General features: G+C 44.5%; 41 protein-coding genes, 1 rRNA gene and 1 pseudogene. 2 read left to right on the forward strand and 41 right to left on the reverse strand.

Features of this window, described 5'->3' with window-relative positions; genetic code table 11:
• Both GLV98_RS18600 and GLV98_RS18605 read right to left on the reverse strand, forming a co-directional pair.
• A 16S ribosomal RNA gene (locus GLV98_RS18600) occupies nt 1-96 on the reverse strand; the annotation flags it as partial.
• Between the two features lie 474 nt (nt 97-570).
• Nucleotides 571-792, reverse strand: coding sequence for a hypothetical protein (locus GLV98_RS18605; protein WP_160917533.1), 222 nt, complete (start codon nt 790-792; stop codon nt 571-573).
• Between the two features lie 118 nt (nt 793-910).
• Here GLV98_RS18605 and pdaB point away from each other — a divergent pair, with 118 nt between their 5' ends.
• The gene (gene pdaB / locus GLV98_RS18610; protein ID WP_160917534.1) at nt 911-1669 is read left to right on the forward strand and encodes a polysaccharide deacetylase family sporulation protein PdaB; all 759 of its coding nucleotides are present in this window, start codon (nt 911-913) and stop codon (nt 1667-1669) included.
• Nucleotides 1670-1713: 44 nt separating this feature from the next.
• Here pdaB and GLV98_RS18615 read toward each other — a convergent pair whose 3' ends face one another.
• Nucleotides 1714-2313, reverse strand: a complete 600-nt coding sequence (locus GLV98_RS18615) for a KinB-signaling pathway activation protein (protein ID WP_160917535.1) — start codon at nt 2311-2313, stop codon at nt 1714-1716.
• 140 nt (nt 2314-2453) lie between these two features.
• Between GLV98_RS18615 and gerD the strand changes: the two genes are divergently transcribed.
• A complete protein-coding gene (gene gerD, locus GLV98_RS18620) occupies nt 2454-3107 on the forward strand; it encodes a spore germination lipoprotein GerD (protein ID WP_160917536.1) in 654 nt (217 codons plus the stop codon).
• A 51-nt stretch (nt 3108-3158) separates the two neighbouring features.
• Here gerD and GLV98_RS18625 read toward each other — a convergent pair whose 3' ends face one another.
• From GLV98_RS18625 to rplD, 38 genes and pseudogenes are all read right to left on the reverse strand, one after another.
• Entirely contained in the window at nt 3159-4208 is a 1050-nt protein-coding gene (locus tag GLV98_RS18625; RefSeq protein WP_394220057.1) for an Mrp/NBP35 family ATP-binding protein, read from the reverse strand.
• A gap of 84 nt (nt 4209-4292) precedes the next feature.
• Nucleotides 4293-5018 (reverse strand): N-acetylmuramoyl-L-alanine amidase CwlD, encoded by a 726-nt coding sequence (gene cwlD / locus GLV98_RS18630; protein ID WP_160917538.1) that lies wholly within the window; start codon nt 5016-5018, stop codon nt 4293-4295.
• 119 nt (nt 5019-5137) lie between these two features.
• Nucleotides 5138-5986 carry a VOC family protein gene (locus tag GLV98_RS18635; protein WP_160917539.1) on the reverse strand — a complete coding sequence of 283 codons (849 nt, stop codon included), beginning with the start codon at nt 5984-5986 and terminating at the stop codon, nt 5138-5140.
• 252 nt (nt 5987-6238) lie between these two features.
• Nucleotides 6239-6631, reverse strand: coding sequence for a 30S ribosomal protein S9 (gene rpsI, locus GLV98_RS18640; RefSeq protein ID WP_075038155.1), 393 nt, complete (start codon nt 6629-6631; stop codon nt 6239-6241).
• Between the two features lie 18 nt (nt 6632-6649).
• Complete coding sequence (gene rplM / locus GLV98_RS18645) at nt 6650-7087, reverse strand: 50S ribosomal protein L13 (RefSeq protein WP_146818442.1); 438 nt, start codon at nt 7085-7087, stop codon at nt 6650-6652.
• 214 nt (nt 7088-7301) lie between these two features.
• Nucleotides 7302-8042, reverse strand: a complete 741-nt coding sequence (gene truA, locus GLV98_RS18650) for a tRNA pseudouridine(38-40) synthase TruA (RefSeq protein ID WP_160917540.1) — start codon at nt 8040-8042, stop codon at nt 7302-7304.
• Between the two features lie 16 nt (nt 8043-8058).
• Nucleotides 8059-8856 (reverse strand): energy-coupling factor transporter transmembrane component T family protein, encoded by a 798-nt coding sequence (locus GLV98_RS18655; RefSeq protein ID WP_160917541.1) that lies wholly within the window; start codon nt 8854-8856, stop codon nt 8059-8061.
• Nucleotides 8849-9721, reverse strand: coding sequence for an energy-coupling factor ABC transporter ATP-binding protein (locus GLV98_RS18660; RefSeq protein ID WP_160917542.1), 873 nt, complete (start codon nt 9719-9721; stop codon nt 8849-8851). The genes GLV98_RS18655 and GLV98_RS18660 overlap by 8 nt, the downstream gene beginning before the upstream one ends.
• Entirely contained in the window at nt 9697-10536 is an 840-nt protein-coding gene (locus tag GLV98_RS18665; RefSeq protein WP_160917543.1) for an energy-coupling factor ABC transporter ATP-binding protein, read from the reverse strand. The genes GLV98_RS18660 and GLV98_RS18665 overlap by 25 nt, the downstream gene beginning before the upstream one ends.
• A gap of 189 nt (nt 10537-10725) precedes the next feature.
• A complete protein-coding gene (gene rplQ / locus GLV98_RS18670; RefSeq protein WP_160917544.1) occupies nt 10726-11085 on the reverse strand; it encodes a 50S ribosomal protein L17 in 360 nt (119 codons plus the stop codon).
• Between the two features lie 45 nt (nt 11086-11130).
• On the reverse strand, nt 11131-12075 hold the full coding sequence (locus GLV98_RS18675; RefSeq protein ID WP_089654419.1) for a DNA-directed RNA polymerase subunit alpha: 945 nt from the start codon (nt 12073-12075) through the stop codon (nt 11131-11133).
• A 180-nt stretch (nt 12076-12255) separates the two neighbouring features.
• Nucleotides 12256-12651: a 30S ribosomal protein S11 gene (rpsK, locus tag GLV98_RS18680; protein WP_146818455.1), complete on the reverse strand. Its 396-nt coding sequence runs from the start codon at nt 12649-12651 to the stop codon at nt 12256-12258.
• 30 nt (nt 12652-12681) lie between these two features.
• Nucleotides 12682-13047: a 30S ribosomal protein S13 gene (rpsM, locus tag GLV98_RS18685; RefSeq protein ID WP_146818457.1), complete on the reverse strand. Its 366-nt coding sequence runs from the start codon at nt 13045-13047 to the stop codon at nt 12682-12684.
• A gap of 24 nt (nt 13048-13071) precedes the next feature.
• Entirely contained in the window at nt 13072-13185 is a 114-nt protein-coding gene (rpmJ, locus tag GLV98_RS18690; protein WP_002509257.1) for a 50S ribosomal protein L36, read from the reverse strand.
• 28 nt (nt 13186-13213) lie between these two features.
• The gene (gene infA, locus GLV98_RS18695) at nt 13214-13432 is read right to left on the reverse strand and encodes a translation initiation factor IF-1 (RefSeq protein WP_008636026.1); all 219 of its coding nucleotides are present in this window, start codon (nt 13430-13432) and stop codon (nt 13214-13216) included.
• A complete protein-coding gene (locus GLV98_RS18700; protein ID WP_035511657.1) occupies nt 13410-13745 on the reverse strand; it encodes a KOW domain-containing RNA-binding protein in 336 nt (111 codons plus the stop codon). Before GLV98_RS18700 ends, infA begins: the two co-directional genes overlap by 23 nt.
• 16 nt (nt 13746-13761) lie before the next feature.
• The gene (map, locus tag GLV98_RS18705) at nt 13762-14508 is read right to left on the reverse strand and encodes a type I methionyl aminopeptidase (protein WP_160917545.1); all 747 of its coding nucleotides are present in this window, start codon (nt 14506-14508) and stop codon (nt 13762-13764) included.
• Nucleotides 14505-15158: an adenylate kinase gene (locus tag GLV98_RS18710; protein WP_115895002.1), complete on the reverse strand. Its 654-nt coding sequence runs from the start codon at nt 15156-15158 to the stop codon at nt 14505-14507. Before GLV98_RS18710 ends, map begins: the two co-directional genes overlap by 4 nt.
• A 43-nt stretch (nt 15159-15201) precedes the next feature.
• Nucleotides 15202-16494 carry a preprotein translocase subunit SecY gene (secY, locus tag GLV98_RS18715; protein ID WP_160917546.1) on the reverse strand — a complete coding sequence of 431 codons (1293 nt, stop codon included), beginning with the start codon at nt 16492-16494 and terminating at the stop codon, nt 15202-15204.
• Nucleotides 16494-16934, reverse strand: coding sequence for a 50S ribosomal protein L15 (rplO, locus tag GLV98_RS18720; RefSeq protein WP_089654425.1), 441 nt, complete (start codon nt 16932-16934; stop codon nt 16494-16496). The genes secY and rplO overlap by 1 nt, the downstream gene beginning before the upstream one ends.
• A gap of 30 nt (nt 16935-16964) precedes the next feature.
• Nucleotides 16965-17147 (reverse strand): 50S ribosomal protein L30, encoded by a 183-nt coding sequence (gene rpmD, locus GLV98_RS18725; RefSeq protein WP_089654426.1) that lies wholly within the window; start codon nt 17145-17147, stop codon nt 16965-16967.
• Nucleotides 17148-17165: 18 nt separating this feature from the next.
• Entirely contained in the window at nt 17166-17660 is a 495-nt protein-coding gene (gene rpsE / locus GLV98_RS18730) for a 30S ribosomal protein S5 (protein WP_326315280.1), read from the reverse strand.
• 23 nt (nt 17661-17683) lie between these two features.
• Complete coding sequence (gene rplR / locus GLV98_RS18735; protein WP_115895005.1) at nt 17684-18046, reverse strand: 50S ribosomal protein L18; 363 nt, start codon at nt 18044-18046, stop codon at nt 17684-17686.
• Nucleotides 18047-18081: 35 nt separating this feature from the next.
• Nucleotides 18082-18618: a 50S ribosomal protein L6 gene (gene rplF / locus GLV98_RS18740; protein WP_160917547.1), complete on the reverse strand. Its 537-nt coding sequence runs from the start codon at nt 18616-18618 to the stop codon at nt 18082-18084.
• 30 nt (nt 18619-18648) lie between these two features.
• On the reverse strand, nt 18649-19047 hold the full coding sequence (gene rpsH, locus GLV98_RS18745) for a 30S ribosomal protein S8 (protein WP_008636048.1): 399 nt from the start codon (nt 19045-19047) through the stop codon (nt 18649-18651).
• Nucleotides 19048-19077: 30 nt separating this feature from the next.
• Nucleotides 19078-19263: a type Z 30S ribosomal protein S14 gene (locus tag GLV98_RS18750; RefSeq protein ID WP_160917548.1), complete on the reverse strand. Its 186-nt coding sequence runs from the start codon at nt 19261-19263 to the stop codon at nt 19078-19080.
• A gap of 26 nt (nt 19264-19289) precedes the next feature.
• Nucleotides 19290-19829 (reverse strand): 50S ribosomal protein L5, encoded by a 540-nt coding sequence (gene rplE, locus GLV98_RS18755; RefSeq protein WP_160917549.1) that lies wholly within the window; start codon nt 19827-19829, stop codon nt 19290-19292.
• A gap of 26 nt (nt 19830-19855) precedes the next feature.
• Nucleotides 19856-20167: a 50S ribosomal protein L24 gene (rplX, locus tag GLV98_RS18760; RefSeq protein ID WP_035511676.1), complete on the reverse strand. Its 312-nt coding sequence runs from the start codon at nt 20165-20167 to the stop codon at nt 19856-19858.
• A 40-nt stretch (nt 20168-20207) separates the two neighbouring features.
• On the reverse strand, nt 20208-20576 hold the full coding sequence (gene rplN, locus GLV98_RS18765; protein WP_035511677.1) for a 50S ribosomal protein L14: 369 nt from the start codon (nt 20574-20576) through the stop codon (nt 20208-20210).
• 42 nt (nt 20577-20618) lie between these two features.
• A complete protein-coding gene (gene rpsQ, locus GLV98_RS18770) occupies nt 20619-20882 on the reverse strand; it encodes a 30S ribosomal protein S17 (protein WP_035511679.1) in 264 nt (87 codons plus the stop codon).
• Nucleotides 20883-20906: 24 nt separating this feature from the next.
• Nucleotides 20907-21107 (reverse strand): 50S ribosomal protein L29, encoded by a 201-nt coding sequence (rpmC, locus tag GLV98_RS18775; protein WP_008636054.1) that lies wholly within the window; start codon nt 21105-21107, stop codon nt 20907-20909.
• Nucleotides 21097-21531, reverse strand: a complete 435-nt coding sequence (gene rplP / locus GLV98_RS18780; RefSeq protein WP_027953416.1) for a 50S ribosomal protein L16 — start codon at nt 21529-21531, stop codon at nt 21097-21099. Before rplP ends, rpmC begins: the two co-directional genes overlap by 11 nt.
• Nucleotides 21525-22191, reverse strand: a pseudogene (gene rpsC / locus GLV98_RS18785) (30S ribosomal protein S3). Before rpsC ends, rplP begins: the two are co-directional and overlap by 7 nt.
• Nucleotides 22192-22194: 3 nt before the next feature.
• Complete coding sequence (rplV, locus tag GLV98_RS18790) at nt 22195-22536, reverse strand: 50S ribosomal protein L22 (protein WP_035511684.1); 342 nt, start codon at nt 22534-22536, stop codon at nt 22195-22197.
• Nucleotides 22537-22556: 20 nt separating this feature from the next.
• A complete protein-coding gene (gene rpsS, locus GLV98_RS18795; RefSeq protein ID WP_035511685.1) occupies nt 22557-22835 on the reverse strand; it encodes a 30S ribosomal protein S19 in 279 nt (92 codons plus the stop codon).
• Nucleotides 22836-22892: 57 nt separating this feature from the next.
• Complete coding sequence (rplB, locus tag GLV98_RS18800) at nt 22893-23726, reverse strand: 50S ribosomal protein L2 (RefSeq protein ID WP_160917551.1); 834 nt, start codon at nt 23724-23726, stop codon at nt 22893-22895.
• Nucleotides 23727-23762: 36 nt separating this feature from the next.
• Nucleotides 23763-24050 (reverse strand): 50S ribosomal protein L23, encoded by a 288-nt coding sequence (rplW, locus tag GLV98_RS18805; RefSeq protein ID WP_160917552.1) that lies wholly within the window; start codon nt 24048-24050, stop codon nt 23763-23765.
• On the reverse strand, nt 24050-24673 hold the full coding sequence (gene rplD / locus GLV98_RS18810) for a 50S ribosomal protein L4 (RefSeq protein ID WP_160917553.1): 624 nt from the start codon (nt 24671-24673) through the stop codon (nt 24050-24052). The genes rplW and rplD overlap by 1 nt, the downstream gene beginning before the upstream one ends.
• Nucleotides 24674-24687: the final 14 nt, after the last annotated feature.

A 24687-nucleotide genomic window follows, 5' to 3' on the forward strand; every position in this document is an offset into this window, starting at 1 on the left:
CACCCCGAAGGGATCCACTCGCTTCCCGCGCTCGACTTGCATGTATTAGGCACGCCGCCAGCGTTCGTCCTGAGCCAGGATCAAACTCTCCATAAAAGTTAAGTTTGACTTGCTCATTTGCACACCGAATGTGCTTTGTTTCAAATCTCTTCTATAAAGAAGAAATGTTTTGACGTACTGGTTGGTTCGTTCAGTTTTCAAAGATCAAATGTTTTGCCCGCCGCTTTATCAGCGACTTTATTAGTTTATCACTTTCGGTTGTTTGTGTCAACAACTTTTTTGTGATGTTTTTTCGATGTCGTTTTGGCGACAAGTAATAATTTATCATGCCTGCCTCGCAGTGTCAACAACTTTTCCCGAAAGAATTTCTGTTGTTTTGTTGCGTTGTTTTGTTTTCCGACAACGTTTAATAATATATCACAGCCTAAAAAAGAAAAGCAATGCTTTTTTAGAAATTCATTTAAAAAAAGTTGTTCCAATGAGAAAACGTGCATATGAAAAGCCCTGATCTACATTCAGGGCTTAGTTTTTGACCTTTAGCATTATTGATAAGCTGAAATGATTATAGCATTAATTTTGTTTCTTTTTCCTGGGCATATACTGTAGACACTCTTCTCTTGTTGCAAATCTGCGGAAGATTTGAAAAAGCACTTCATACCTTTCTTCCATCGCTTTTTTCAGTCCTTGGTCGATTCTGTGGTCTCCGAGGTCAAACGTGATTTCTTCCATTTCTCTCTTTAACAAATACTCAATTTCACGACGTTCCTGTTCATTAATCATTAAACCATGCACCTTAAAGGACCTCCCTTGAACAACTCTCTATATTTTTACCCTAAATCTTGTGTTTTTAGCATAGGTTGTCCTTTTTTTCATATGTATAGAACATATTGGAAGGAAGGTGAATCGTGCAATGAGTTTCTACACTTGGAAAGCTGAGCGGATGAAACGCTATGGAATTGTGGTGGCTTTGGCATTTTTCTGTGCCCTCTTTTTGTGGATCGGACAGTGGAGCCAACTCCCCGTCTTTTCTAATGAAGGAGAGCCCCGTGCATTGACACAAGGAAGTGATAAAAATTCGAACGTTGCACTGACATTTAATATAAGTTGGGGGACAGAAAAGGTTCACGACGTGTTGAAGCAGTTAGAAGCCAACAAGGCTCAGGCAACTTTTTTCGTTAGTGGTGAATGGGCAGAGCGTCACCCCGATATTATTAAGGCTATTCATGAAGAGAACCACGAAATCGGGATGATGGGATATAAATACGAAAGTTACCTCGAACAGAAGCCCGCACAAGTACAACAAGATTTGAACCAAGCGAAGGAAGCTTTTGAGAAATTGGGGTTTGAAGAAATCAAATGGATCCGTCCCCCTCATGGTCATATGGACAAAGAGGTATTGAAGATGATCGAAAACGAGGGGATGCAAGCGGTGCAATGGAGCATCAACCCAAGGGACTGGGAAAATCCAGGAACAAACACCATCATAGATACTGTTCTGAATGAGGGGTCTAAAGGAGATATCATTTTAATGCATGCTTCTGACTCGGTGAAACAGACAGCGAAAGCACTTGAGGTCATCTTGCCCGGATTGAAACAAAAAGGACTGAAATTCGTAAACATTACTGAACTAGTCAGTGGTGGTGAATCAGAGACCACTCAAATTGAATAACAAATAAAAAACAACCACCGCTCTTCCTATGCGGTGGTTGTTTTTTATGCAGCTTTTTCAGATGTTTTCGTTATACGGTGCAGTAAAATGAGTTGATAAGCATTACAGATGAACAAAGGGATAATCATCAGCCATACATAATCACTGCCCTGAGCTCTCAAAGCGGGGACCCACTCCACACTCGTGACAACGATCATAAAAAACAGAGCAGGTATAAATGCATGCCACTTCGTTTCCTTTGCTTTTATATAAGCAACGATGACTGAAAGACCAAGAAGTCCTAAGGCTGTCCATAAAAATGGCCAGATGGATGCCCCTTCTGCGGCTTGATATCTAAAGTACACAAGGTCAAAGAGCGTAAAAGCGATTAAGAAGAGTTGAACCGGGATCCATAACGAACGGAAGATTCCCTTCCCAAACTGATTGACTGTCAAATAGGCGAAGAAACCCATTTGACTAATGATGCTGAATATAAATCCAAGGCCCGCAAAAAATAACAATAAGCCAAAGAGCTCAAAGAGTTGGAACGGCTTAAGCACTTCAGCATAAGAATCATATTTAAAAATAAAGCTGATGATCAACGTCGTCAAACCGCCGATCCATAAGGTCGTTAAAAACAACCTTACCCATTTACGACTATTCACGAAAGTTCCCCCTATTATACAAAAGACTTTTCCACCGTATTTTACCACGAAGTCGAGCTTTTTTCCTCCAGTCTTCGTATAATTTCTGTCGAATCGCAAATAGTAAACGTAAGGAGAACTTAAGAAAGGGGACATGCAAAATGTCCAAACTCCGATTCTTATGTCCCGTCCTGCTTCTTGTACTCCTCGCTGCTTGCAGCGGCGCATCAGGTGCAAGTGAACAGACGGATTATGATACAACGAAAAAGATGATCGTTGATATTCTGAAATCGGACGACGGGAAAAAAGCGATGACTGAAGTCCTTTCTGATGAAAAAATGCAGCAACAGATGGCTCTTGAGTCAGAAGTTGTCTCGCAGGCGGTCCAACAGACACTCGTATCTGAAGAAGGAAAAGCTTTTTGGAGTAAATTGTTCTCCGATCCGAAGTTCGTCCAAGAGTTCAGTAAAGTCCTTGAAGATCAGCAGAAAAAGCTGATGAAAGGGTTAATGAAAGATGCTGAGTACCAAAAATTGATGATTGAGCTTTATAAAAACCCTGAAATGATGAAGGAAATGGTTACCGTCATGGAAGGGCAGCAATTCCGTTCGCATCTGCAGAAGACAATTGATGAGACATTGAACAGTCCTGTTTTCCAAGCGAAAATGAGTGAAACCTTATTGAAAGCAGCGGAAAAAATGCAGAGTGGTGGCGGTGGTAAATCCGATTCCTCCAGCGAAGGCGGACAAAGTAGTGGTGAAGAACAATCCGGCGGCGGGAGCAGCGGTGAAGGTGAAAAGAGTCAGCAAGGTTAACCACATGCCAAAAAAAACACGCACTTCTTTTAAGAAGTGCGTGTTTTGATATTAATACTTATCGATTACTTTTGCAGCCATATTACGGTAAATGACACCGATGGGATGATCTGCCTGATAGACAGATGGAGCGAAAACATCCTCTTCTTCGTAAGGCTGTTGAAGCGGCACATGTCCAAGAACACCTGTTTGCAGCGTTTCCGCGAGCTTTACGCCGCCACCTCTACCGAAGACGAACTCTTTGTTTCCGGTCTCTTTACTTTCAAAATAAGCCATGTTTTCAACGACACCAAGAATTTCATGTTCCGTTTTCAGCGCCATTTGCCCAGCACGTGCAGCTACAAAAGCAGCCGTCGGGTGCGGAGTCGTAACGATGATTTCTTTAGAAGATGGAAGCATGGAATGGACATCCAATGCCACATCACCGGTTCCTGGCGGCAAATCAAGAAGCAGATAATCGAGGTCACCCCACTCCACTTCTTTGAAAAAGCTCGTCAACATTTTTCCGAGCATAGGTCCACGCCAGATGATTGGAGAGTTATCTTCTACAAAGAAACCCATCGATACAAGCTTCACGCCGAACCGTTCTACAGGAATAATCTTCTCCCCGCGTACGACTGGTCGTTCTTCTACCCCCATCATATCGGGCACACTGAATCCATAAATATCTGCATCAATGATCCCGACTTTCTTACCAAGGCGTGTTAAAGCTACAGCAAGGTTGACCGTGACCGTAGATTTACCTACGCCACCCTTACCACTCGCAATGGAGATGAATTTCGTTTCTGTATTTCCACCTAGAAGAGAGGCTTCTTGTTCCTGCTCCGCTTCAGGTTGGAACCTTTGAATAACATCATCTGGAAGCTGGTCGAAACGCAAGCCAACCGTTGCCGCTCCCCCGCTTTTCAGCGCATTGACAATTTTCTGCTGCAATTCCATCTGTTCAGCCGTATTTGTCTTTCCGATCAATATTTTTACGCTGACATGATTTTTTTCTTCCTTGATTTTTATCTCTTCAACTCCACCGGTTTCTTCCAACGTTTTATGTAAAAACGGGTCTTCGATTGAATGGAGGATTTCTAGTACTTTTCCTTCTGTCATCAAGCCGGTTCACCATCCTTAGAAATATGTTTCACTATGGCTAGTATAACATATATGAAACGCTTTCTAAGTGATTTGCTTCAATCAGTCTTCAGAAGGAAGCTCTCTTTCTGTGACATACCGGAGCACTCCCTGATAGATGGAGGCTGACATTTTCCTTTGGTAATCATTATCCTTTAACAATTCTCGCTCCCCTGGGTTCGACAAAAACCCGGCTTCCACTAAAACACCTGGGGCTTTTGCGTGTTTAAGTATATAAATATTAGATAAACCAAAAGCTCCGCGATCCGTATTCCCTATATTCTCCTTGATTTCGGATTGAATGAACTTGGCCAAGGTTTTACTTTCCTCATTCTTTGGATAGTAAAAGGTCTGGGCCCCGCTCCACTTCTCAGATGGTATAGCATTCAAATGTAAACTGATGTATAAATCCGCTTCTTTTTCTTCAATGTACTGAACCCTGTTACGGACGTCTTCCGCCTGCCTGCGTCTTGCCTTTTCCGCTTCATCTGAAGCAAGGTCATTGTCATCATCACGGGTAAGGTACACGAGCGCTCCCGCTTGCTGCAAATAATCACGAAGGTACTCAGCCATTTGCAGGGTTATGACCTTCTCTTCCGTCCCATCTTTGCCAGAAGCACCAGCATCAGGTCCCCCATGCCCCGGATCCAGTACAATCACTTTCCCGGAGAGAGGGGACGACCAAACTGTCCACGCATCCTTCGCTTCTTGAATCGGATAGGACACGGCGCACACCAGTACAATGATTCCTGCTAACCATAAAAATGTTTTCAACCTAGGTTTCCGCATGCCTCACACTCCCTTATACTCCTCCCTTTTTCACTATATGGGACAGGGTGGACAAATATGTGAAGGCATGAGAAAGCTTTTTAACAGTTAGGAATCCTGGAAATCATTATCTATCAAATTCACACATGCAACCGAACCCAATTATTTGATGGGTCCATGGTGTAGATGACTCCTTCTTTCTCATCGACAGAAGCTCCCATTTTCCGGATTCTATGGATCGCTTCTTTCCTTGAGTGGTCCTGAGGAAAATGAATATCAAACCATTTCAATCCTGCTTCCTGATCTTCTGGAGCCGGGGCATCGGCGCCCTTCCATGTATTAAGTCCAATATGATGATGGTACTTGGCCGCTGATATAAACAGTGCCTGGTCACCGAGACGGCTCACTATATCAAATCCTAGACCGTCACAATAAAATTGCTTCGCTTGTTCAAGATCAGATACATGGAGATGAATATGTCCCATGACCGTGCGTCCGGGCAGACCCATCCAGCCGGCGTTGGTTTCGAAACGGAACAACTCCTCAAAGTCCAATGGGTCGACCGTCATCTTCACCTCATCCCCCGTCCATTCCCATAAGGACGAGGGACGATCAATATACACTTCAATACCATTTCCATCAGGGTCAGAAAAGTAGATCGCTTCACTAACGAGATGATCAGCTGAAGCCACCTGGACGTTGTTCTTGATCAAGTGTTTAACCAAATCTGCAAGGTCTGCCTTTTCCGGCAAAAGGAGGGCATAATGATACAGCCCCGTTGCTTTTCTATTTGGTGGTATACCATCCTTATCCTCTTCAAGAACAAGAAGCGGTTTTTCTTCCCCTGCACTTAAGGAGACGGTATTACTGGAACGCTCCCATATTTGAAACCCGAAGATGTTTGTATAAAACTCCAACGACCGCTTCAGATCCATGACTCTTAATGTGACTTGAGTAACATGGATGTTTTCTTTTTCATGAAAAAGCATGTGAACCCCTCCATACGTATATCTTTCCCCTCAGTATATCGGAATAGGAATTGTACAGGTATTCATATGCTTTTACGTATGCCTGACCCCGGCTTTGCTTCTATTGGTGCCAGGCACTCGGTCCACAAGATTCAGTGCCTGGCACCACTTATCTGACACCACTTATCAGCAGCCGAAGGTCACTACCATGAGCTAAAAGCATAAAAAAGACTCCCAACCGAGTCGGTTGAGAGTCTTTGGTATAAGCATTGATTAACGCTTGGAGAATTGTGGAGCGCGACGAGCACCTTTAAGACCGTATTTCTTACGCTCTTTCATACGTGCGTCACGAGTCAATAGACCAGCGCGCTTCAATGGTGTACGGTATTCAGGATCCGCTTGTAACAATGCACGAGCGATTCCGTGACGGATCGCACCTGCTTGTCCTGTAAATCCACCGCCATCTACGTTTACATATACATCATAGTTACCTTCAGTTTCTGTAACAGCTAGAGGCTGTTTCAGAATCATACGAAGCGTTTCATATGGGAAAAAGTCTTCAGCATCACGTTTGTTTACTACTACACGACCAGTTCCTGGAACAAGACGTACACGAGCTGTTGAGCTCTTACGACGACCAGTACCTGAGTATTGTACTTGTGCCACTAAGATTACCTCCTTTGATTATCCGCGAAGTTCGTAAACTTCTGGTTTTTGTGCTTCATGCTTGTGGTCCGCACCAGCGTAAACATGAAGTTTCTTGCCCATCTTACGTCCAAGACTTCCTTTTGGAAGCATCCCTTTAACAGCAAGCTCTAGCATTTGCTCAGGGTATTTCGTACGCATTTCGTTAGCCGTACGGGATTTCAAACCACCTACGTGGTTAGAGTGACGATAATAGATCTTATCGTTGATTTTGTTACCTGTAAGTTGGATCTCACCAGCATTGATGATGATGACATGGTCACCTGTGTCAACGTGTGGTGTGTATGTTGGTTTATTTTTACCGCGAAGGATCGCAGCAACTTCGCTCGCTAAACGGCCGAGTGTTTGCCCTGCAGCATCCACAACATACCATTTACGTTCAACGTTGTTTTCATTTGCCATGAAAGTTGTGCGCATATCGGTTTCCCTCCTGAAATGTTTGATTTCTCATAGACTTCGTTACTACTTTATCATTTATCTCAAATACGATTAGTTTTCCGGGGCTAACCGTGGTACAGAAATAAAATGCCATAGAATATAATATAACACCTTGTAACTATATGTCAAGGGCATGCACACCTGGATTCGTTGTTTTTTTAAAAAGGAGTGCACATTTTTGGTTCAAATCCTTCTAGTAAAACACTTCCCATAGGAATAATCCTTGTGGCGGTGCCGTTTTCCCTGCTTCGTTACGGTTTTTCGATTCGATGATCCGTTTTATATCTTCAGGCTTACGTTCGTTTCTGCCGATCTCCAGCAAAGTTCCGACAAGAATTCGAACCATGTTATAGAGAAAGCCTGAGCCACGGAAGACAAAAACCATGTCATTTCCCTCTTTGGTTATCTCTGCTTTATAAATCGTCCGAACCTTGGCCCCTTTGATGTCTGTCTTCGGTGAACAAAAAGAGGTGAAATCATGCTCTCCCTCAAGATGCCTGCACGCTTCTCTCATCCGGTTGATGTCAAGTTCTGCGCGTACGTGGTGAGTATAATGACGGCGGAAGAGATCCGGCTCATGAGCCTGATGGACATAATAGCGGTACTCTTTCCCTTTCGTATCATATCTTGCATGGAATTCTTCAGAAACCTGATCGGCAGAAACGACTTGAATATCATCCGGAAGAAGCGAGTCCAATGCTCTTTTCCAATTAGCCATAGGAATATGGAGGGGCGTATCAAAGTGAATGACCTGACCGATCGCATGCACACGAGCATCCGTCCGTCCTGACGCGACCACTCTCACCTGATCTCCTTTATGCACTTTTCTTAACGCCTTTTCAAGCTCCGCCTGAATGGTATTCCCATTGGGCTGAACTTGATAGCCGGCGTAATTCGTCCCATCATATCGGATGACCATTCGAATTCTTTTCATAGAAAGTTCCTCCACATCAGCTTCTCATCATGAATAGGGCGATGACTAATAGAGCAAACAGGACGTACAAAGAAATATCAAGCTTTGATATCCTCAGCTCCCTTAGCTTTGTACGGCCTTCTCCTCCTTGATACCCGCGTGCTTCCATCGCCATAGCGAGCTCCTCTGCGCGTTTAAAGGCGCTAACGAACAAAGGGACTAGAAGAGGTACAATCGCCTTCACACGGTCCTTTAAAGCGCCTGTGCGAAAATCTACACCTCGAGAGGCCTGGGCTTTGGAAATTTTCTCTGTCTCCTGCATCAATGTGGGAATGAAGCGGAGAGAGATCGACATCATCAACGCCAGTTCATGGACAGGGAACTTCACTTTTTTCAAGGGACCTAACAGCTCCTCGATCGCATCAGTGATTTCAATCGGCGTTGTTGTCAACGTAAGCAGTGAGGTTACAAGGATTAGGAGGAAGAATCTTAACGAAATAGCTCCTCCCTGCACGAGACCCTCTCTGTAAATATCCCAGCCAAATATGGAATAAACAACATCCCCTTCCCTCGTCACAAACAAATGAAGGAGGAAAGTAAACACAATGAGGAACCAGACCGGTTTCAAACCTTTCATAATGTATCGAAATGGCACACGCGAAAGCAAGGCGCTTCCGATAGCAAAGAGAGCAAGGACCCCGTAGCTCATAACAGAGTTAGCAAAAAATACGATCACAACATAAAAGAAAATGATAGCGATTTTCGAACGAGGGTCAAGGCGATGGATCACGGAATCTGTCGGGATATATTGACCGATTATCAAGGAGCTACTCATGATCGCTGCCCCCTCTCACTTTGCGGGCTAATTCTTTTGCTAACTCCGCTATGGTTTCACCTTTATATTCAAGTTCAATTCCAAATTCTTTCTCCGCTTTACTCAAAAAAGCGATGACTTCCGGAACATCCAACTGAACTTTCTCAAGGTCTTCCTTCTGGCGGAAGATCTCCAGTGGTGTCCCTTCTTTGTAAAGTTCCCCTTGGTTCATAATCAAAATGTAGTCGGCGTAGGCAAGGGCATCTTCCATACTATGAGTAACTAGAATGGTTGTCAGTCCCTTTTCATGATGAAGGTCATAAAACATGTCCATCACTTCTCTTTGGCCGCTTGGGTCGAGTCCTGCGGTGGGTTCATCTAAAACAAGGACCTCAGGTTCCATCGCGAGCACCCCCGATATAGCTACACGGCGCATCTGACCACCACTCAAGTCGAATGGCGAACGATCGAGCAACTCTTCAGGCAGCTTCGTTGCTTTAACCGCTGCTTTCGTCCGGCGCTCGATCTCATCTTGGGGAACGCCAAAATTTTGCGGACCGAAAGCAATGTCTTTAGCAACTGTTTCTTCAAACAATTGGTGTTCAGGATATTGAAAAACAACGCCGACTTTTTCACGAAGTTCTCTCAATTGCTTGTTTTTAACACCAGCTTCAATGGTATAGTCACCCAGCTGTATTTTCCCTTCGGTTGGCTGCAGCAGTCCGTTCAAGTGCTGGATCAGCGTCGACTTCCCTGAACCTGTGTGGCCAATCACAGCTACAAAAGATCCAGATTCGATTGAGAAGCTCATATCCTTCAGCGCTTTGTGTTCGAATGGACTGTTCGGTTGATAGGTATAGCTTACGTGGTCAAACGAGATGTGCATAAGTCCTCCAACAACTCCTGGTGATTGAGTGGCTCACGAGATAGGCTCAAACCTTCTGCTTTAAGGTGATCAGCCATTTTACTTACAAACGGAGTATCCAAGCCAATTTCAGTCAACTGTTCTTTTCTAGAGAATACGTCACGCGGTGACCCTTCCATCCAAACTTCGCCACCATTCATGACAATCACTCTTGAAGCCATTGTCACTTCTTGAAGGTCATGGGTGATGGTCACTAATGACAGGTCTCTTTCCCGCTGGACGTCGCTTACGGTCTGCATGATTTCTTTTCTACCTTTTGGGTCAAGCATGGCGGTTGCTTCATCAAGAATAATGAATTCGGGTGATACAGCAAGAACGCTGGCGATAGCCACCCGCTGTTTTTGACCGCCCGATAATCGGTGGGGTTCATGCTTTTCGTAAGCTTCCATACGTACAGAACTCAGGCTTTCTTTGATGCGCTCAACCATAAGTTCTCGACGCATGCCGTGGTTTTCCATTCCGAATGCGACGTCATCTCTGACCGTGGTCCCTACAAATTGGTTATCCGGATTTTGAAAAACCATCCCAACCTGTTTTCTGACTTCCCATACGGTCTCAGGCGTCACTTTCATTCCATCAACAAAAATTTCCCCTTCTTGAGGAAATAAAAGTCCATTCATTAATTTAGCAATCGTCGACTTGCCAGAACCATTGTGACCGATGATGGCCACCCACTCATCTGGACCTATAGTGAAACTCACGTCCTTTAAAACCCAGGGCATGTCTTCCTGGTATTTAAAAGACACATGACGAAACTCGACTTGTCTCTCTCCCATCTGTGTTCCTCCTCTGCTCAACTGACTATTTCCCAGGAAATATGACACCATTTCCTATCAACCGAAGGATGGAACACCTAAATGTCGACCCCATCCTGACGGTATTTTCAACTATTTGGATATAAAAAAAGGGCTGGATGTAACCTCGCGATGAGATTCAGTCCTGCCCTTTAACCCTCATGGTATTCATTAAACTAGTTCAATGATCGCCATTTTCGCTCCATCACCTTTACGCTCGCCTAGCTTAAGCACGCGAGTGTAACCACCTTGACGGTCTTCATAGCGTGGGCCGATGTCAGAGAATAGCTTTTGCAAAGCTGTTTGCTCCCCTTCTTCGTCGGCTTGCGCGTTGTAAAGGAATGATTCAGCTTGACGACGGGCATGTAGATCGCCGCGTTTCCCTAGTGTAATCATTTTTTCTACAACAGAACGAAGCTCTTTCGCTTTAGCTTCTGTTGTTTCCAAACGTTCGTGAATGATCAAGTCTGTCGCTAAGTTGCGAAGTAGCGCCATACGCTGATCACTTGTACGTCCTAGTTTTCTAGCCATTGATAATCCCTCCCTTATCTGAAACTCTTAGATGTGTTCTATCTATTAATCGTCTTTTCTTAGACCTAAGCCAAGTTCGTCCAACTTGTGCTTCACTTCTTCAAGTGACTTGCGACCAAGGTTACGTACCTTCATCATGTCTTCTTCAGACTTATTCGCAAGTTCCTGCACTGTGTTGATGCCAGCGCGTTTCAAGCAGTTGTAAGAACGGACAGAAAGGTCAAGTTCTTCGATCGTCATTTCTAGAACTTTTTCTTTTTGGTCCTCTTCTTTTTCAACCATGATTTCAGCTTTTTGAGCTTCATCTGTAAGGCCTACAAAGATGTTGAGGTGTTCCATATAGATTTTAGCCCCAAGAGAGATCGCTTCTTCCGGACGAATGCTGCCATCCGTCCATACATCCAACGTCAACTTATCAAAGTTAGATGTTTGACCGATTCTAGTGTTCTCTACTTGATACGTTACACGGGATACCGGCGTAAAAATAGAGTCAACTGGAATGACGCCAATTGGTTGATCCTCATGGTTGTTTCCTTCAGCCGGACGATATCCTCGGCCGCGTTCTGCTGTAATACGTGCACGGAAGCTGGAGTTGCTATCTAATGTTGCGATGTGAAGATCTGGATTCAGAACTTCTACATCACTGTCGTGCGTAATGTCAGCCGCTGTAACTTTTCCTTCACCCTGTACATCAATCTCCAAAGTCTTCTCTTCGTCGGAATAAACCTTCAAAGCTAGTTTCTTCAGATTCAGAATGACTGTGGTTACGTCTTCGACGACACCTTCAATGGTTGAGAACTCATGAAGGACCCCGTCAATTTGAACTGATGTGACAGCAGAGCCGGGAAGTGAGGATAATAGGATACGACGCAAGGAGTTCCCTAGAGTTGTACCATACCCACGCTCAAGCGGTTCTACGACGAACTTACCAAAAGTAGACTCATCGCTGATCTCGACCGTTTCAATCTTTGGCTTTTCAATTTCGATCATTTACACTAAACCCTCCTTCAAAACGTCGAAACCCCGGTTAGACAATAGGTCTAACCGAAATTCCTCAGGTAGGCAGTCCCGATAAAAAGACAACTGCATATTTTCTCTGTCTACTGCGGTGCTGATATAAAAGCTATCATAACCCATTATAGACAGGGTGACAAATTCTATTCAGAACTATTATACGCGACGACGTTTTGGTGGGCGGCAACCATTGTGTGGTACTGGAGTTACGTCACGGATTGCCGTGATTTCAAGACCTGCTGCCTGCAGAGAGCGGATCGCTGCTTCACGACCAGCACCAGGGCCTTTAACTGTTACTTCAAGAGTTTTCATACCGTTGTCCATAGCGTCTTTCGCCGCAGCTTCAGAAGCCATTTGAGCAGCGAATGGAGTAGATTTACGGGAACCTTTGAAACCAAGGGATCCAGCACTGCTCCACGCAATAACGTTACCTTGAACATCAGTGATCGTTACGATTGTGTTGTTGAAAGTAGAGCGGATGTGTGCCACACCGGTCTCTATATTCTTTTTCACGCGACGCTTACGACTACGAGTGTTTCCTTTACGTGCCATATAGTTAGCTTACCTCCTTTGTGTTGCTTATTATTTACGTTTGTTAGCCACGGTACGACGTGGGCCTTTACGTGTACGAGAGTTGTTTTTCGTCTTCTGTCCGCGAAGTGGAAGTCCACGACGGTGACGGATTCCGCGATAAGAACCGATCTCGATCAAACGCTTGATGTTAAGAGAGTTCTCACGACGAAGGTCACCTTCCGTGTTGTGTTGTTCCACTGCTTTACGGATTTTACCTAGTTCGTCTTCTGTAAGATCGCGAACGCGAGTGCTTTCAGAAACGCCAGCTTCAGCTAGTACGTCTTTGGCAAGGGATTTACCGATACCGTAAACGTAAGTTAGGGATACGACTACTCGCTTGTCACGAGGAATATCTACACCTGCAATACGTGCCATAAGTTACGTGCACCTCCTTCAGTTTTAGCCTTGTTTTTGTTTATGCTTAGGGTTTTCACAGATAACCATGACTTTACCTTTACGTTTGATGACTTTGCATTTTTCGCAAATTGGTTTTACAGAAGGCCTTACCTTCATCATCCATACCTCCTTTAAGATCGGAGTTTTATTTATAACGGTACGTAATACGTCCTTTAGTTAAGTCATAAGGGGAAAGTTCTACCGTTACCTTGTCTCCTGGTAAGATTCGAATGAAGTGCATGCGAATTTTACCGGAAACGTGAGCTAAAACGGAGTGACCGTTCTCGAGTTCAACCTTGAACTGTGCGTTCGGTAAGGTTTCAACGACGGTCCCTTCTACTTCAATTACATCGTCTTTCGCCATCGAGTTGATCTCCCTTCTTCAAATCAGTCACTGCTTCATTGACATATTTTGATACGGCAAATCGAAGCTTGCCATTTGTGACACGACCAGTTTCCAGAAGGCTGTCCTGGACTTCCGGAGAGATGAAATCCATAAGCTCAACATGTTGCAAATTCTTTTTCTTTGGTCGATCATACTTACGTTTCTCTCCGTCGGCAAGCAGCACAAAGCGGCCATCCAGTACATCGATTACTACCGCGTACTGTCCTGCCTCACGCCCCTGCACAATACGAACAATTTGACCTATTCGCGGACTCGACTCAGATTCGTTCAAAAACGATCACCTTCATTTAGGATTTTGTAAGGATTTCATATCCTTCATCCGTAATTGCTATCGTGTGCTCAAAGTGAGCGCACCTTTTACCATCTTGAGTGACTACCGTCCAGTGGTCTCCGAGCGTCTTCACGTAGCGAGAGCCTGCGTTCACCATAGGTTCTACAGCCAATACCATACCTGGCTTAAGACGTGGACCTTTGTTTGGCGGACCGTAATGAGGAATTTGAGGATCCTCATGCAGCTCCTGACCTACTCCGTGTCCCACATACTCTCTTACAATTGAAAAGCCTTCAGGCTCAACAAAGCTCTGGATCGCATGGGATATATTTGAAAGGCGTACACCTGGTTTTGCTTCATCAAGTCCTTTAAACAATGATTGCTCAGTAACTCTCAACAATTCCATGGTTTCGTCATCGACGGTTCCGACCGGATACGTCCAAGCCGAATCTCCGTGATAACCTTTATATTTGGCACCAATATCGATGCTGATGATATCACCTTCGTTCAACACCCTGTCTCCAGGGATGCCATGAACGAGTTCTTCGTTGACAGATGCACAGATACTTCCACGGAATCCATTATAACCTTTAAAAGATGGGATTGCATCCATACTGCGTATGAATTCATCTGCAATCTTATCCAATTCCCCGGTTGTTATACCTGGTTGGATGTTTTGTTCCAACTTTTGGTGCGTCAAGGCGACGATCCGCCCTGCTTCACGCATAATATCTAATTCCCGTGAAGTCTTACAAATAATCATTCAGCTAGTTCTCCCAGCTTTTGATCGATGTCTTGGAATACTTCGTTGATATCTTTGTCACCTTCGAATGATACCAAGTAGCCTTTCTCTTGGTAGAAATCAAGTAGAGGTTGTGATTGCTCAACATTGACCTCCAGGCGCTTTCTTACGGTGTCAGGTTGATCGTCTTCGCGCTGAATCAACTCAGAGCCATCGTGGTCACACTTGCCGTCTTCTTTCGGCGGGTTGAAGACCACGTGATAGGTAGCACCGCATGTCGGGCAGATGCGTCGTCCAGTAAGACGCTCGATGAGTTGCTCCTTAGGAACATCGATATGAAGGACATAGTCCAAAGACTCTTTCATATCAGTCAAGAGGTTCTCAAGGGCTTCTGCTTGGGCGATTGTCCTTGGGAAACCGTCTAAAAGGAATCCTTTTTGACAATCGGGTTTACTTAGACGCTCGCGAACGATTCCAATGGTCACTTCATCGGGAACCAATTCACCTTTGTCCATATAGGATTTGGCTTCTTTGCCCAGTGCTGTTCCTTCTTTGATAGCTAAACGGAACATATCTCCAGTTGAGATATGAGGGATGTCATATTTTTCGACTATCTTCTCAGCCTGAGTACCTTTACCGGCACCAGGGAGACCCATCAGAATTAAATTCAACGTGTTCCCCTCGCTCTCATTTATTCATTAGCTTTCACGCTAATTATTTAATGAATCCTTGATAGTGGCGCTTCACAAGCTGACTTTCCAGCTGCTTCATGATCTGCAAGGCAACCCCTACAACGATCAGCAAGCCGGTTCCTCCGATTTGGATACTTGGTGGCAACTGAGCGGCAGAGCCCAAGATGATCGGCAGGATAGAGACAGCTGCAAGGAAGATGGATCCTACGAACGTCAATCGGTACATCACACGAGTCAAATACGTTTCCGTATTGGCTCCAGGACGAATCCCCGGGATATACCCGCCTTGCTTCTTCAAGTTTTCAGCCATTTGTTCTGGATTTACCTGAACAAATGTATAGAAATAAGTGAAAGCAATAATCAACGCAACATAGATAATCATTCCAGGCCAGTTTTGATAATCAAATATATATTGAATGACGGAGGCGACTTCGCTGTTCTCAAAAAGTCCAGCGACGGTTCTTGGTGCGATAATGAAAGATATCGCAAAGATGACCGGGATAACTCCTGCAGCATTCACTTTCAGTGGTAAGTGAGTAGAATGCCCACCTACTGGCGAACGGTTAACCAACCGTTTTGCATATTGAATAGGAATCTTACGAAGGGCTTGTTGGATGAAGATAACTCCCACAACAACCGCAACAATAACAAGTACAATCAGAGCGATGATGACCAAGTTGATGAACAATTCTTCTCCGGCACCGGAAATGTATTGATCGTACAACTGGTTCACACCGGTCGGGATTGCAGCAACAATTCCTGCAAAAATCAGGATGGAAATACCATTTCCAACGCCGTGTTCAGTGATTTGCTCACCAAGCCACATAAGAAACGCTGTACCGCCTGTCAAGACAAGAGCAATGATTAAGAATTTCGTAACTCCTGGATCAGCGATCAATTGACCGCCAGCCAGTGCATTAAACCCTATAGACATGCCGATGGCTTGAATGAAAGCGAGCACGATCGTTCCATAGCGGGTAAACTGAGCTAATTTTCGACGGCCGACTTCACCTTGCTTTTTCCATTCCGCAAACTTAGGAACGACGTCCATCTGCAACAATTGCATGATGATGGAAGCTGTAATGTAGGGCATGATCCCCATAGCGAAGATGGAGAAGTTTTGTAATGCCCCGCCTCCGAACGTGTTCAGGAAACCGAACGCATTCTGTTCATCCATGAAATTGATGGCTTCTCTATTTGTAAAAGGAACCGGGATGAATGTTCCCAGGCGAAAAACAATGAGCATCAATAAAGTGAAAATAATCTTCCGTCGAATATCACCCACGCGCATAAAATTGGAGATTGTCCGGAACATTAAATCACCTCAGTTTGACCGCCCGCTGCTTCAATTGCTTCTTTCGCGGAAGCAGAGAACTTGTGAGCTTTCACTGTAAGTTTCTTTTCGATTGAACCTTTAGCTAGTACTTTGATTCCGGCTTTTTGGTTGCTTACCACACCAGACTCTAGCAATAGCTCAGGAGTAACCTCTGTGCCTTCTTCGAAGCGATTCAGTGCATCAAGGTTGATAATCGCAAATTCCTTACGGTGAACGTTAGTGAAACCACGCTTAGGCAGGCGTTGGAAAAGTGGCATTTGACCACCCTCGAAACCTGGACGAGTTTTACTTCCTGAACGCTGACCTTGACCTTTATGACCACGGCCGGAAGTTTTACCATTACCAGATGCCATACCACGACCTACGCGGTTACGTTCTTTACGAGTACCTTTAGCAGGTTTTAGTTCATGCAGTTTCATGCGTTGCACCTCCTTATATCTTTTGTAGAATTAAACTTCTTTTACCGAAACTAGGTGAGACACCTTATTAGCCATACCTCGGATCGCTGGGTTATCTTCAAGTACGACAGTTTGACGGATCTTATTCAGACCTAGCGCCTTGACAGTAGAGCGCTGATCTTGCGGTCTACCAATAACACTGCGCGTGAGGGTAATTTCTAACTGTTTAGCCATTTTATTTCCCTCCTTATCCTACAGTTCTTCTACTGATTTACCACGAAGTTTAGCGACGTCTTCTGCACGCTTAAGCTCGCTAAGTCCAGTGATTGTAGCACGTACCATGTTGATTGGCGTGTTAGAACCAAGTGACTTAGATAGGATGTCTTGAACACCTGCAAGCTCAAGTACCGCACGGACAGGTCCACCAGCGATAACTCCGGTACCTTCTGCTGCTGGTTTCATAAGAATGTTACCTGCACCAAAACGTCCGTTGATTTCGTGAGGAATTGTCGTGTTCTTCACTGGTACTGTGATTAGATTTTTCTTAGCATCATCAATGGCTTTTTTGATCGCTTCCGGTACCTCTTGGGCTTTCCCTGTACCGAATCCGACATGACCATTTTTATCTCCTACTACAACCAAAGCAGCAAAACGGAAACGACGTCCACCTTTAACTACCTTAGCTACACGGTTGATGGTAACTACGCGTTCTTCAAGATCAAGTTTGTTAGGGTCGATGTTTGTAATCATTTATGTCCCTCCTTTAACTATTAAAATTCTAGGCCGGCTTCGCGAGCGGCTTCAGCTAGTGCTTTCACACGTCCATGATACAAGTAACCTCCACGGTCGAATACAACAACTTTAAAACCGTTGTCGATCGCACGCTTAGCCACTAATTCACCGACTTTTTGAGCAGCCTCGACATTGCCTGTAGCATCAAGGTTGAAGTCATTGTCGACAGTAGACGCACTTGCTACTGTTACTTGGCTTTCATCGTTGATTAGCTGAGCATAAATGTGTTTGTTAGAGCGATATACGTTCAAGCGTGGGCGTTCAGCTGTGCCAAAGACGTTCTTACGAACGCGTGCATGACGCTTTTTACGTACGACATTTTTATCTGCCTTCGTGATCATCAGGGTCACTCCTTTCTATACGTTAGCTACGAACCTTACTTAGCTGTTTTACCTTCTTTTCTGCGTACATATTCGCCTTCGTAGCGAATTCCTTTACCTTTATAAGGCTCTGGAGGACGGATCGCACGAATCTTCGCAGCGACAGCACCAACAAGTTCTTTGTCGATCCCTTTAACTGTTACTTTCGTGTTGGATGGAACTTCGATTTCGATACCTTCATGGTTATCGACTTCAACAGGGTGAGAGTAACCAGCGTTGATTACAACATTTTGCCCCTGTTTTTGCGCACGGTAACCTACACCAATGATTTCAAGACTCTTCTCATAGCCTTTAGAAACACCTTCAACCATGTTACCGATCAGGCTGCGGGTAGTACCGTGAAGAGCACGGTGTTCTTTGTGGTCGCTCGGACGAGCTACAGTAAGAACGTTGTCCTCTACTTTAACTGTGATGTCCTTGTGGAATGTACGAGTCAATTCCCCTTTAGGACCTTTAACTGTAATCGTGTTGTTATCCTGGGTGATTTCTACACCTTCAGGAATTTCAAGTGATTTTAAACCTACGCGAGACATATTTTTGCACCTCCTGTCTGATCTGTTTTTTTACCAGACGTAAGCTAGAACTTCGCCACCGATGGCTTGTTCGCGAGCTTCTTTGTCTGTCAATACACCTTTTGAAGTGGAAACGACGGCTACGCCTAGACCGTTAAGAACTTTCGGAAGTTCTTCAGCGTTAGCGTAAACACGTAGACCTGGCTTACTGATACGTTTCACACCAGTGATAACACGCTCGTTGTTCTGACCGTACTTAAGGAAGATGCGAAGAACTCCTTGTTTGTTGTCTTCAACAAATTCGTAGTCACGTACAAAACCTTCACGCTTAAGGATATCAGCAATTTCTTTCTTCACGTTGGAAGCTGGTAGTTCAAGCTTCTCGTGACGTACCATGTTTGCGTTACGAATACGCGTCAGCATATCTGCAATTGGATCTGTCATTGTCATAACTCATTTACCTCCTTCCCGAATTCGGGTTTACCAGCTGGCTTTTTTGACACCAGGGATTTGTCCTTTATATGCAAGTTCACGGAAACAAATACGGCAAAGCTTAAACTTACGAAGTACGGAATGCGGGCGTCCGCAGCGTTCACAACGAGTGTACTCTTGGACTTTGTACTTCTGTTTACGCTGTTGCTTCGCGACCATTGATTTTTTAGCCACTATTTTCCCTCCTTATAGTTAGCTCATTATTTTTGGAACGGCATACCGAACTGAGCTAGAAGTTCACGTGCATCTTCGTCAGAGTCAGCTGTAGTGACAATAACGATATCCATACCACGCACTTTGTTTACTTTATCGTAATCGATTTCTGGGAAAATCAATTGCTCTTTAACACCAAGCGTGTAGTTTCCACGACCGTCGAAAGCTTTCTTAGAAATACCACGGAAGTCACGCACACGTGGAAGAGATACGGCGATCAGTTTTTGGAGGAATTCGTACATGCGCTCTCCACGAAGTGTAACCTTCGCACCGATTGGCATACCTTCACGTAGGCGGAATCCTGCAATTGATTTCTTCGCTTTAGTGATAACTGGTTTCTGTCCAGTGATCAATGTTAGTTCTTCTACAGCTGTGTCAAGTGCTTTCGCGTTTTGAACAGCATCACCTACACCCATGTTGACAACGATTTTCTCAACTTTTGGTGTTTGCATGATGGAGTCATATTCAAATTTGTTCATCAAAGATGAGACAACTTCTTCTTGATATTGTTTCTTTAGTTCGTTCATCGTGTGGCCCTCCTTTCTTCTATGGCTTATTTATCTAGTGCTTCACCAGATTTTTTCGCGATACGAACTTTCTTGCCGTCCTCGACTTTGTAACCAACACGTGTCGGCTCACCAGTCTTAGGGTCGATTGGCATTACGTTGGATACGTGGATCGCAGCTTCTTGTGTTAGGATTCCACCTTGTGGATTTTCCTGAGAAGGCTTCGCGTGCTTCTTCACTTCGTTCACACCTTCAACAAGAACACGATCTTTCTTCGGATAAGCTTCAAGGATTGTTCCTTGCTTGCCTTTATCCTTACCAGTAATCACCATTACTTTGTCACCTTTTTTTACGTGCATTCTTCGCGCACCTCCTTAACAAGGCTTTTCATTCAGGCTTTTATAATACTTCTGGAGCTAGAGATACAATCTTCATGAATTTAGCATCACGAAGTTCACGAGCTACCGGTCCAAAGATACGAGTACCGCGTGGTCCTTTGTCATCACGCACGATTACTGCTGCGTTTTCATCAAAACGGATGTAAGAACCATCTTTACGGCGCACTCCACTCTTAGAACGTACGATAACAGCTTTAACAACTTCACCTTTTTTAACAACGCCCCCTGGTGTTGCCTGCTTCACAGTAGCAGTGATGATATCACCAATGTTAGCTGTTTTGCGGCCGGATCCACCCAATACTTTGATCGTTTGGATTTCACGAGCACCAGAGTTATCTGCGACTTTCAGACGAGATTCCTGTTGAATCATACAATGTAACCTCCCTTCGGATTAACTCCGAGCGAACTTTATTTAGATAATGACAGACTCTTCAACAACTTCTAGAAGACGGAAACGCTTAGAAGCAGACAATGGACGAGTTTCCATGATGCTTACGATGTCGCCGTTTTTCGCTTGGTTGTTTTCGTCATGAGCTTTGAACTTTTTGGAATACTTTACGCGCTTGCCGTAAAGTTTGTGGAACTTATAAGTTTCTACTAGTACAGTGATGGTTTTATCCATCTTGTCAGAAACGACACGGCCAGTATAAACTTTACGATTATTACGTTCAGTCATGTGAGGGTGACCTCCTCTCATCTATTAGTTATTTACGCCTAGCTCACGTTCACGAGCAACAGTTTTCATACGTGCGATGGACTTGCGAACTTCACGGATACGTGCAGTGTTCTCAAGTTGACCTGTTGCCAATTGGAAGCGTAGGTTGAAAAGTTCTTCTTTAAGAGACTTAACTTTTTGTTCAATTTCGGCAGTGGTTAATTCACGGATCTCATTAGCCTTCATTGATTTCACCACCAATTTCTTCACGTTTTACGAATTTCGTACGGATCGGCAGTTTGTGTGAAGCAAGACGCAACGCTTCGCGTGCAACTTCTTCAGATACACCTGCGATCTCGAACATAATTTTCCCTGGCTTCACAACAGCTACGAAACCTTCTGGAGCACCTTTACCGGAACCCATACGTACTTCTAGGGGCTTAGCAGTATAAGGCTTATCAGGGAAGATTTTAATCCAAACTTTACCGCCACGCTTCATGTAACGAGTCATCGCAATACGCGCTGCCTCGATTTGGCGGGCTGTGATCCATGCTGGATCGATTGCTTGCAAACCATATTCACCGAATGCTACTTCAGTACCGCCTTTTGCACGGCCTTTTAAGCTAGTACGGTGTTGACGACGATATTTAACACGTTTAGGCATTAACATAATGCTTTTCCCCCTTCCTTACTTGTCAGTTTTAGTTGGAAGGACTTCTCCACGATAAATCCACACTTTAACACCAAGCTTACCGTAAGTAGTGTCAGCTTCTGCAGTTCCGTAATCGATGTCTGCACGAAGTGTGTGTAGTGGTACTGTTCCTTCACTGTAATATTCAGCACGAGCGATATCCGCGCCACCTAGACGACCGGATACTTGGGTACGAATACCTTTAGCTCCTGCACGCATAGAGCGTTGGATTGTTTGTTTTTGAGCACGACGGAAAGATACGCGGTTTTCCAATTGACGTGCGATATTGTCTGCTACAAGTGTAGCGTCAAGATCTGGCTTTTTCACTTCAACGATGTTGATGTGAACGCGTTTACCAGTTAGTTGGTTTAGAGCTTTACGAAGTGCTTCAACTTCAGAACCGCCTTTACCGATAACCATTCCTGGCTTAGCTGTGTGCACAGTGATGTTTACACGGTTTGCTGCGCGTTCGATTTCTACCGTAGAAAGAGCAGCATCTTTAAGACGATTTTCAACATATTCACGAATCTTAATGTCTTCATGTAACAAGTCTGCATAGTCTTTGCCAGCGTACCACTTGGATTCCCAATCGCGGATGACGCCAATACGAAGACCTACCGGATTAATTTTTTGACCCACTGATTATCCCTCCTTTTTTTCTGATACGACCACTGTAATGTGGCTTGTGCGTTTGTTGATTTGGCTTGCGCGGCCCATTGCACGAGGACGGAAACGTTTAAGAGTTACGCCTTCGTTTACAAACGCTTCGGAAACGTATAGGTTTTCCGGGTCCATTTCATAGTTGTGTTCTGCGTTAGCGATCGCGGAGTTAAGAAGTTTCTCAACTACTGGAGATGCGCCACGCTGTGTTAGACGTAGTGTAGCTAGAGCTTCACCTACATTTTTTCCTCGAATTAAATCAATTACCAAACGAGCTTTACGAGGAGCGATACGAACGGTTTTAGCAACTGCTTTAGCTTGCATTAGAGTGCCTCCTCTCTATATTAACGTTTTGTTTTCTTGTCGTCGCCAGAGTGTCCCTTAAACGTACGGGATGGCGCGAATTCACCTAGTTTATGACCTACCATATCTTCAGTCACATAAACTGGTACGTGCTTACGACCGTCATAAACGGCGATTGTGTGTCCGACGAAGTTAGGGAAGATCGTAGAACGGCGAGACCAAGTCTTTACGACCTGCTGCTTATTATCTTCGTTCAACTTCTCGACTTTTTTCATTAAATGATCATCTACAAAAGGTCCTTTTTTCAGGCTGCGGCCCATGAATAAACCTCCCTTCGCGATTGAGAGACGGGTGTTATTGCCCGCCCGACAATCCCGTTATTTTTTACCGCGTCTACGCACGATATATTTATCAGACGGCTTGTTGCGTTTTCTCGTTTTGTATCCAAGAGTTGGTTTACCCCATGGAGATACTGGAGATGGCATACCGATTGGTGCGCGTCCTTCACCACCACCGTGTGGGTGATCACTAGGGTTCATTACGGAACCACGTACTGTAGGGCGCTTACCTTTCCAACGAGAACGTCCAGCTTTACCTACGCTGATTAGTTCGTGCTCAAGGTTACCAACTTGACCGATTGTTGCACGGCAAGTGCTTAGTACCAAGCGAACTTCACCAGAAGTCAGGCGTACAAGCGTGTATTTTTCTTCACGACCAAGGATTTGTGCAGAAGCACCTGCAGAACGGACAAGCTGTCCTCCGCGTCCTGGCTTAAGTTCTACGTTGTGTACGATTGTACCAACTGGAATGTCTTTCAACTGAAGTGCATTACCTGGTTTGATATCTGCACCTTCACCAGAAATAATTTCCGTTCCAACCTTCACGCCTTTTGGAGCTAGGATGTAACGTTTTTCACCATCAACATAATTGATTAGTGCAATGTTAGCGGAGCGGTTCGGATCATATTCGACTGTAGCAACGCGTCCAGGTATTCCATCTTTGTCACGCTTGAAGTCGATAATACGATACTGACGCTTGTGGCCTCCGCCCTGATGACGAACTGTCAGCTTACCCTGGTTGTTACGTCCACCTTTTTTATGAAGTGGAGTGACAAGGGAGCGTTCAGGTTTGTCAGTTGTGATTTCAGCGAAATCAGATACTGACATGTGTCGACGACCGTTAGTAATTGGTCTGAACTTTTTAATCGCCATCTTTATTTCCCTCCTTCATATTTCAATTCGTATATTTTATGCTTCGAAGATTTCTAGATCTTCACTGTCCTGAGTCAAAGTGATGACTGCTTTCTTACGATCAGAGCGGTAGCCGCCGTAACGACCCATACGCTTGAATTTACCTTTTAGGTTCATTGTGTTGACAGATGCAACTTGAACACCAAAGACTTCTTCAACTGCTTTTTTAATTTCAGTTTTGTTAGCTTTCGGGCTAACTTCAAACGTATACTTCTTTTCTCCCATAAGATCAGCAGAATGTTCAGTAATGACGGGGCGCTTGATAATATCGCGTGGTTCTTTCATTATGAGAGCACCTCCCCTGCTTTTTCAGCTGCTTCCTTAGTAAGGATCAGCTTGTCATGCGTTAGCAAGTCTAACACACTTACTTGTTCTACAGGAAGACTTTTCACTGTAGGGATGTTGTTAGATGAAAGAGTTACATTTTCGTCTGCTTCTGCAGTAACGATCAATGCTTTCTCGTTAACATCTAGGGCTTTTAGGATGTTTGCAACTTCTTTTGTTTTTGGAGCATCTAGAGATAGGCTCTCAAGAACAATGATGTTGTCTTCCTTCACTTTAGAAGAGAAAGCAGACTGAAGTGCCAAACGACGTACTTTTCTAGGCATTGTGTAGCTGTAGCTGCGTGGTGTAGGACCAAATACAGTTCCGCCACCTACCCATTGTGGGCTACGGATGGATCCTTGACGTGCACGGCCTGTACCTTTTTGGCGCCATGGTTTACGTCCGCCGCCACTAACTTCAGAACGTCCTTTTACTTTGTGTGTGCCTTGGCGAAGATTCGCGCGTTGCATCAACACAGTTTCGTGTAATACGTGAGTATTCGGTTCAATTCCAAAAACGGATTCATTCAGTTCGATTTCACCAACGTTAGAACCGCTTTGGTTTAATAGTGCTACTTTAGGCATGACATATCCTCCCT

Source organism: Halobacillus litoralis (assembly GCF_009856415.1).
Classification (GTDB): domain Bacteria; phylum Bacillota; class Bacilli; order Bacillales; family Halobacillaceae; genus Halobacillus; species Halobacillus litoralis_C.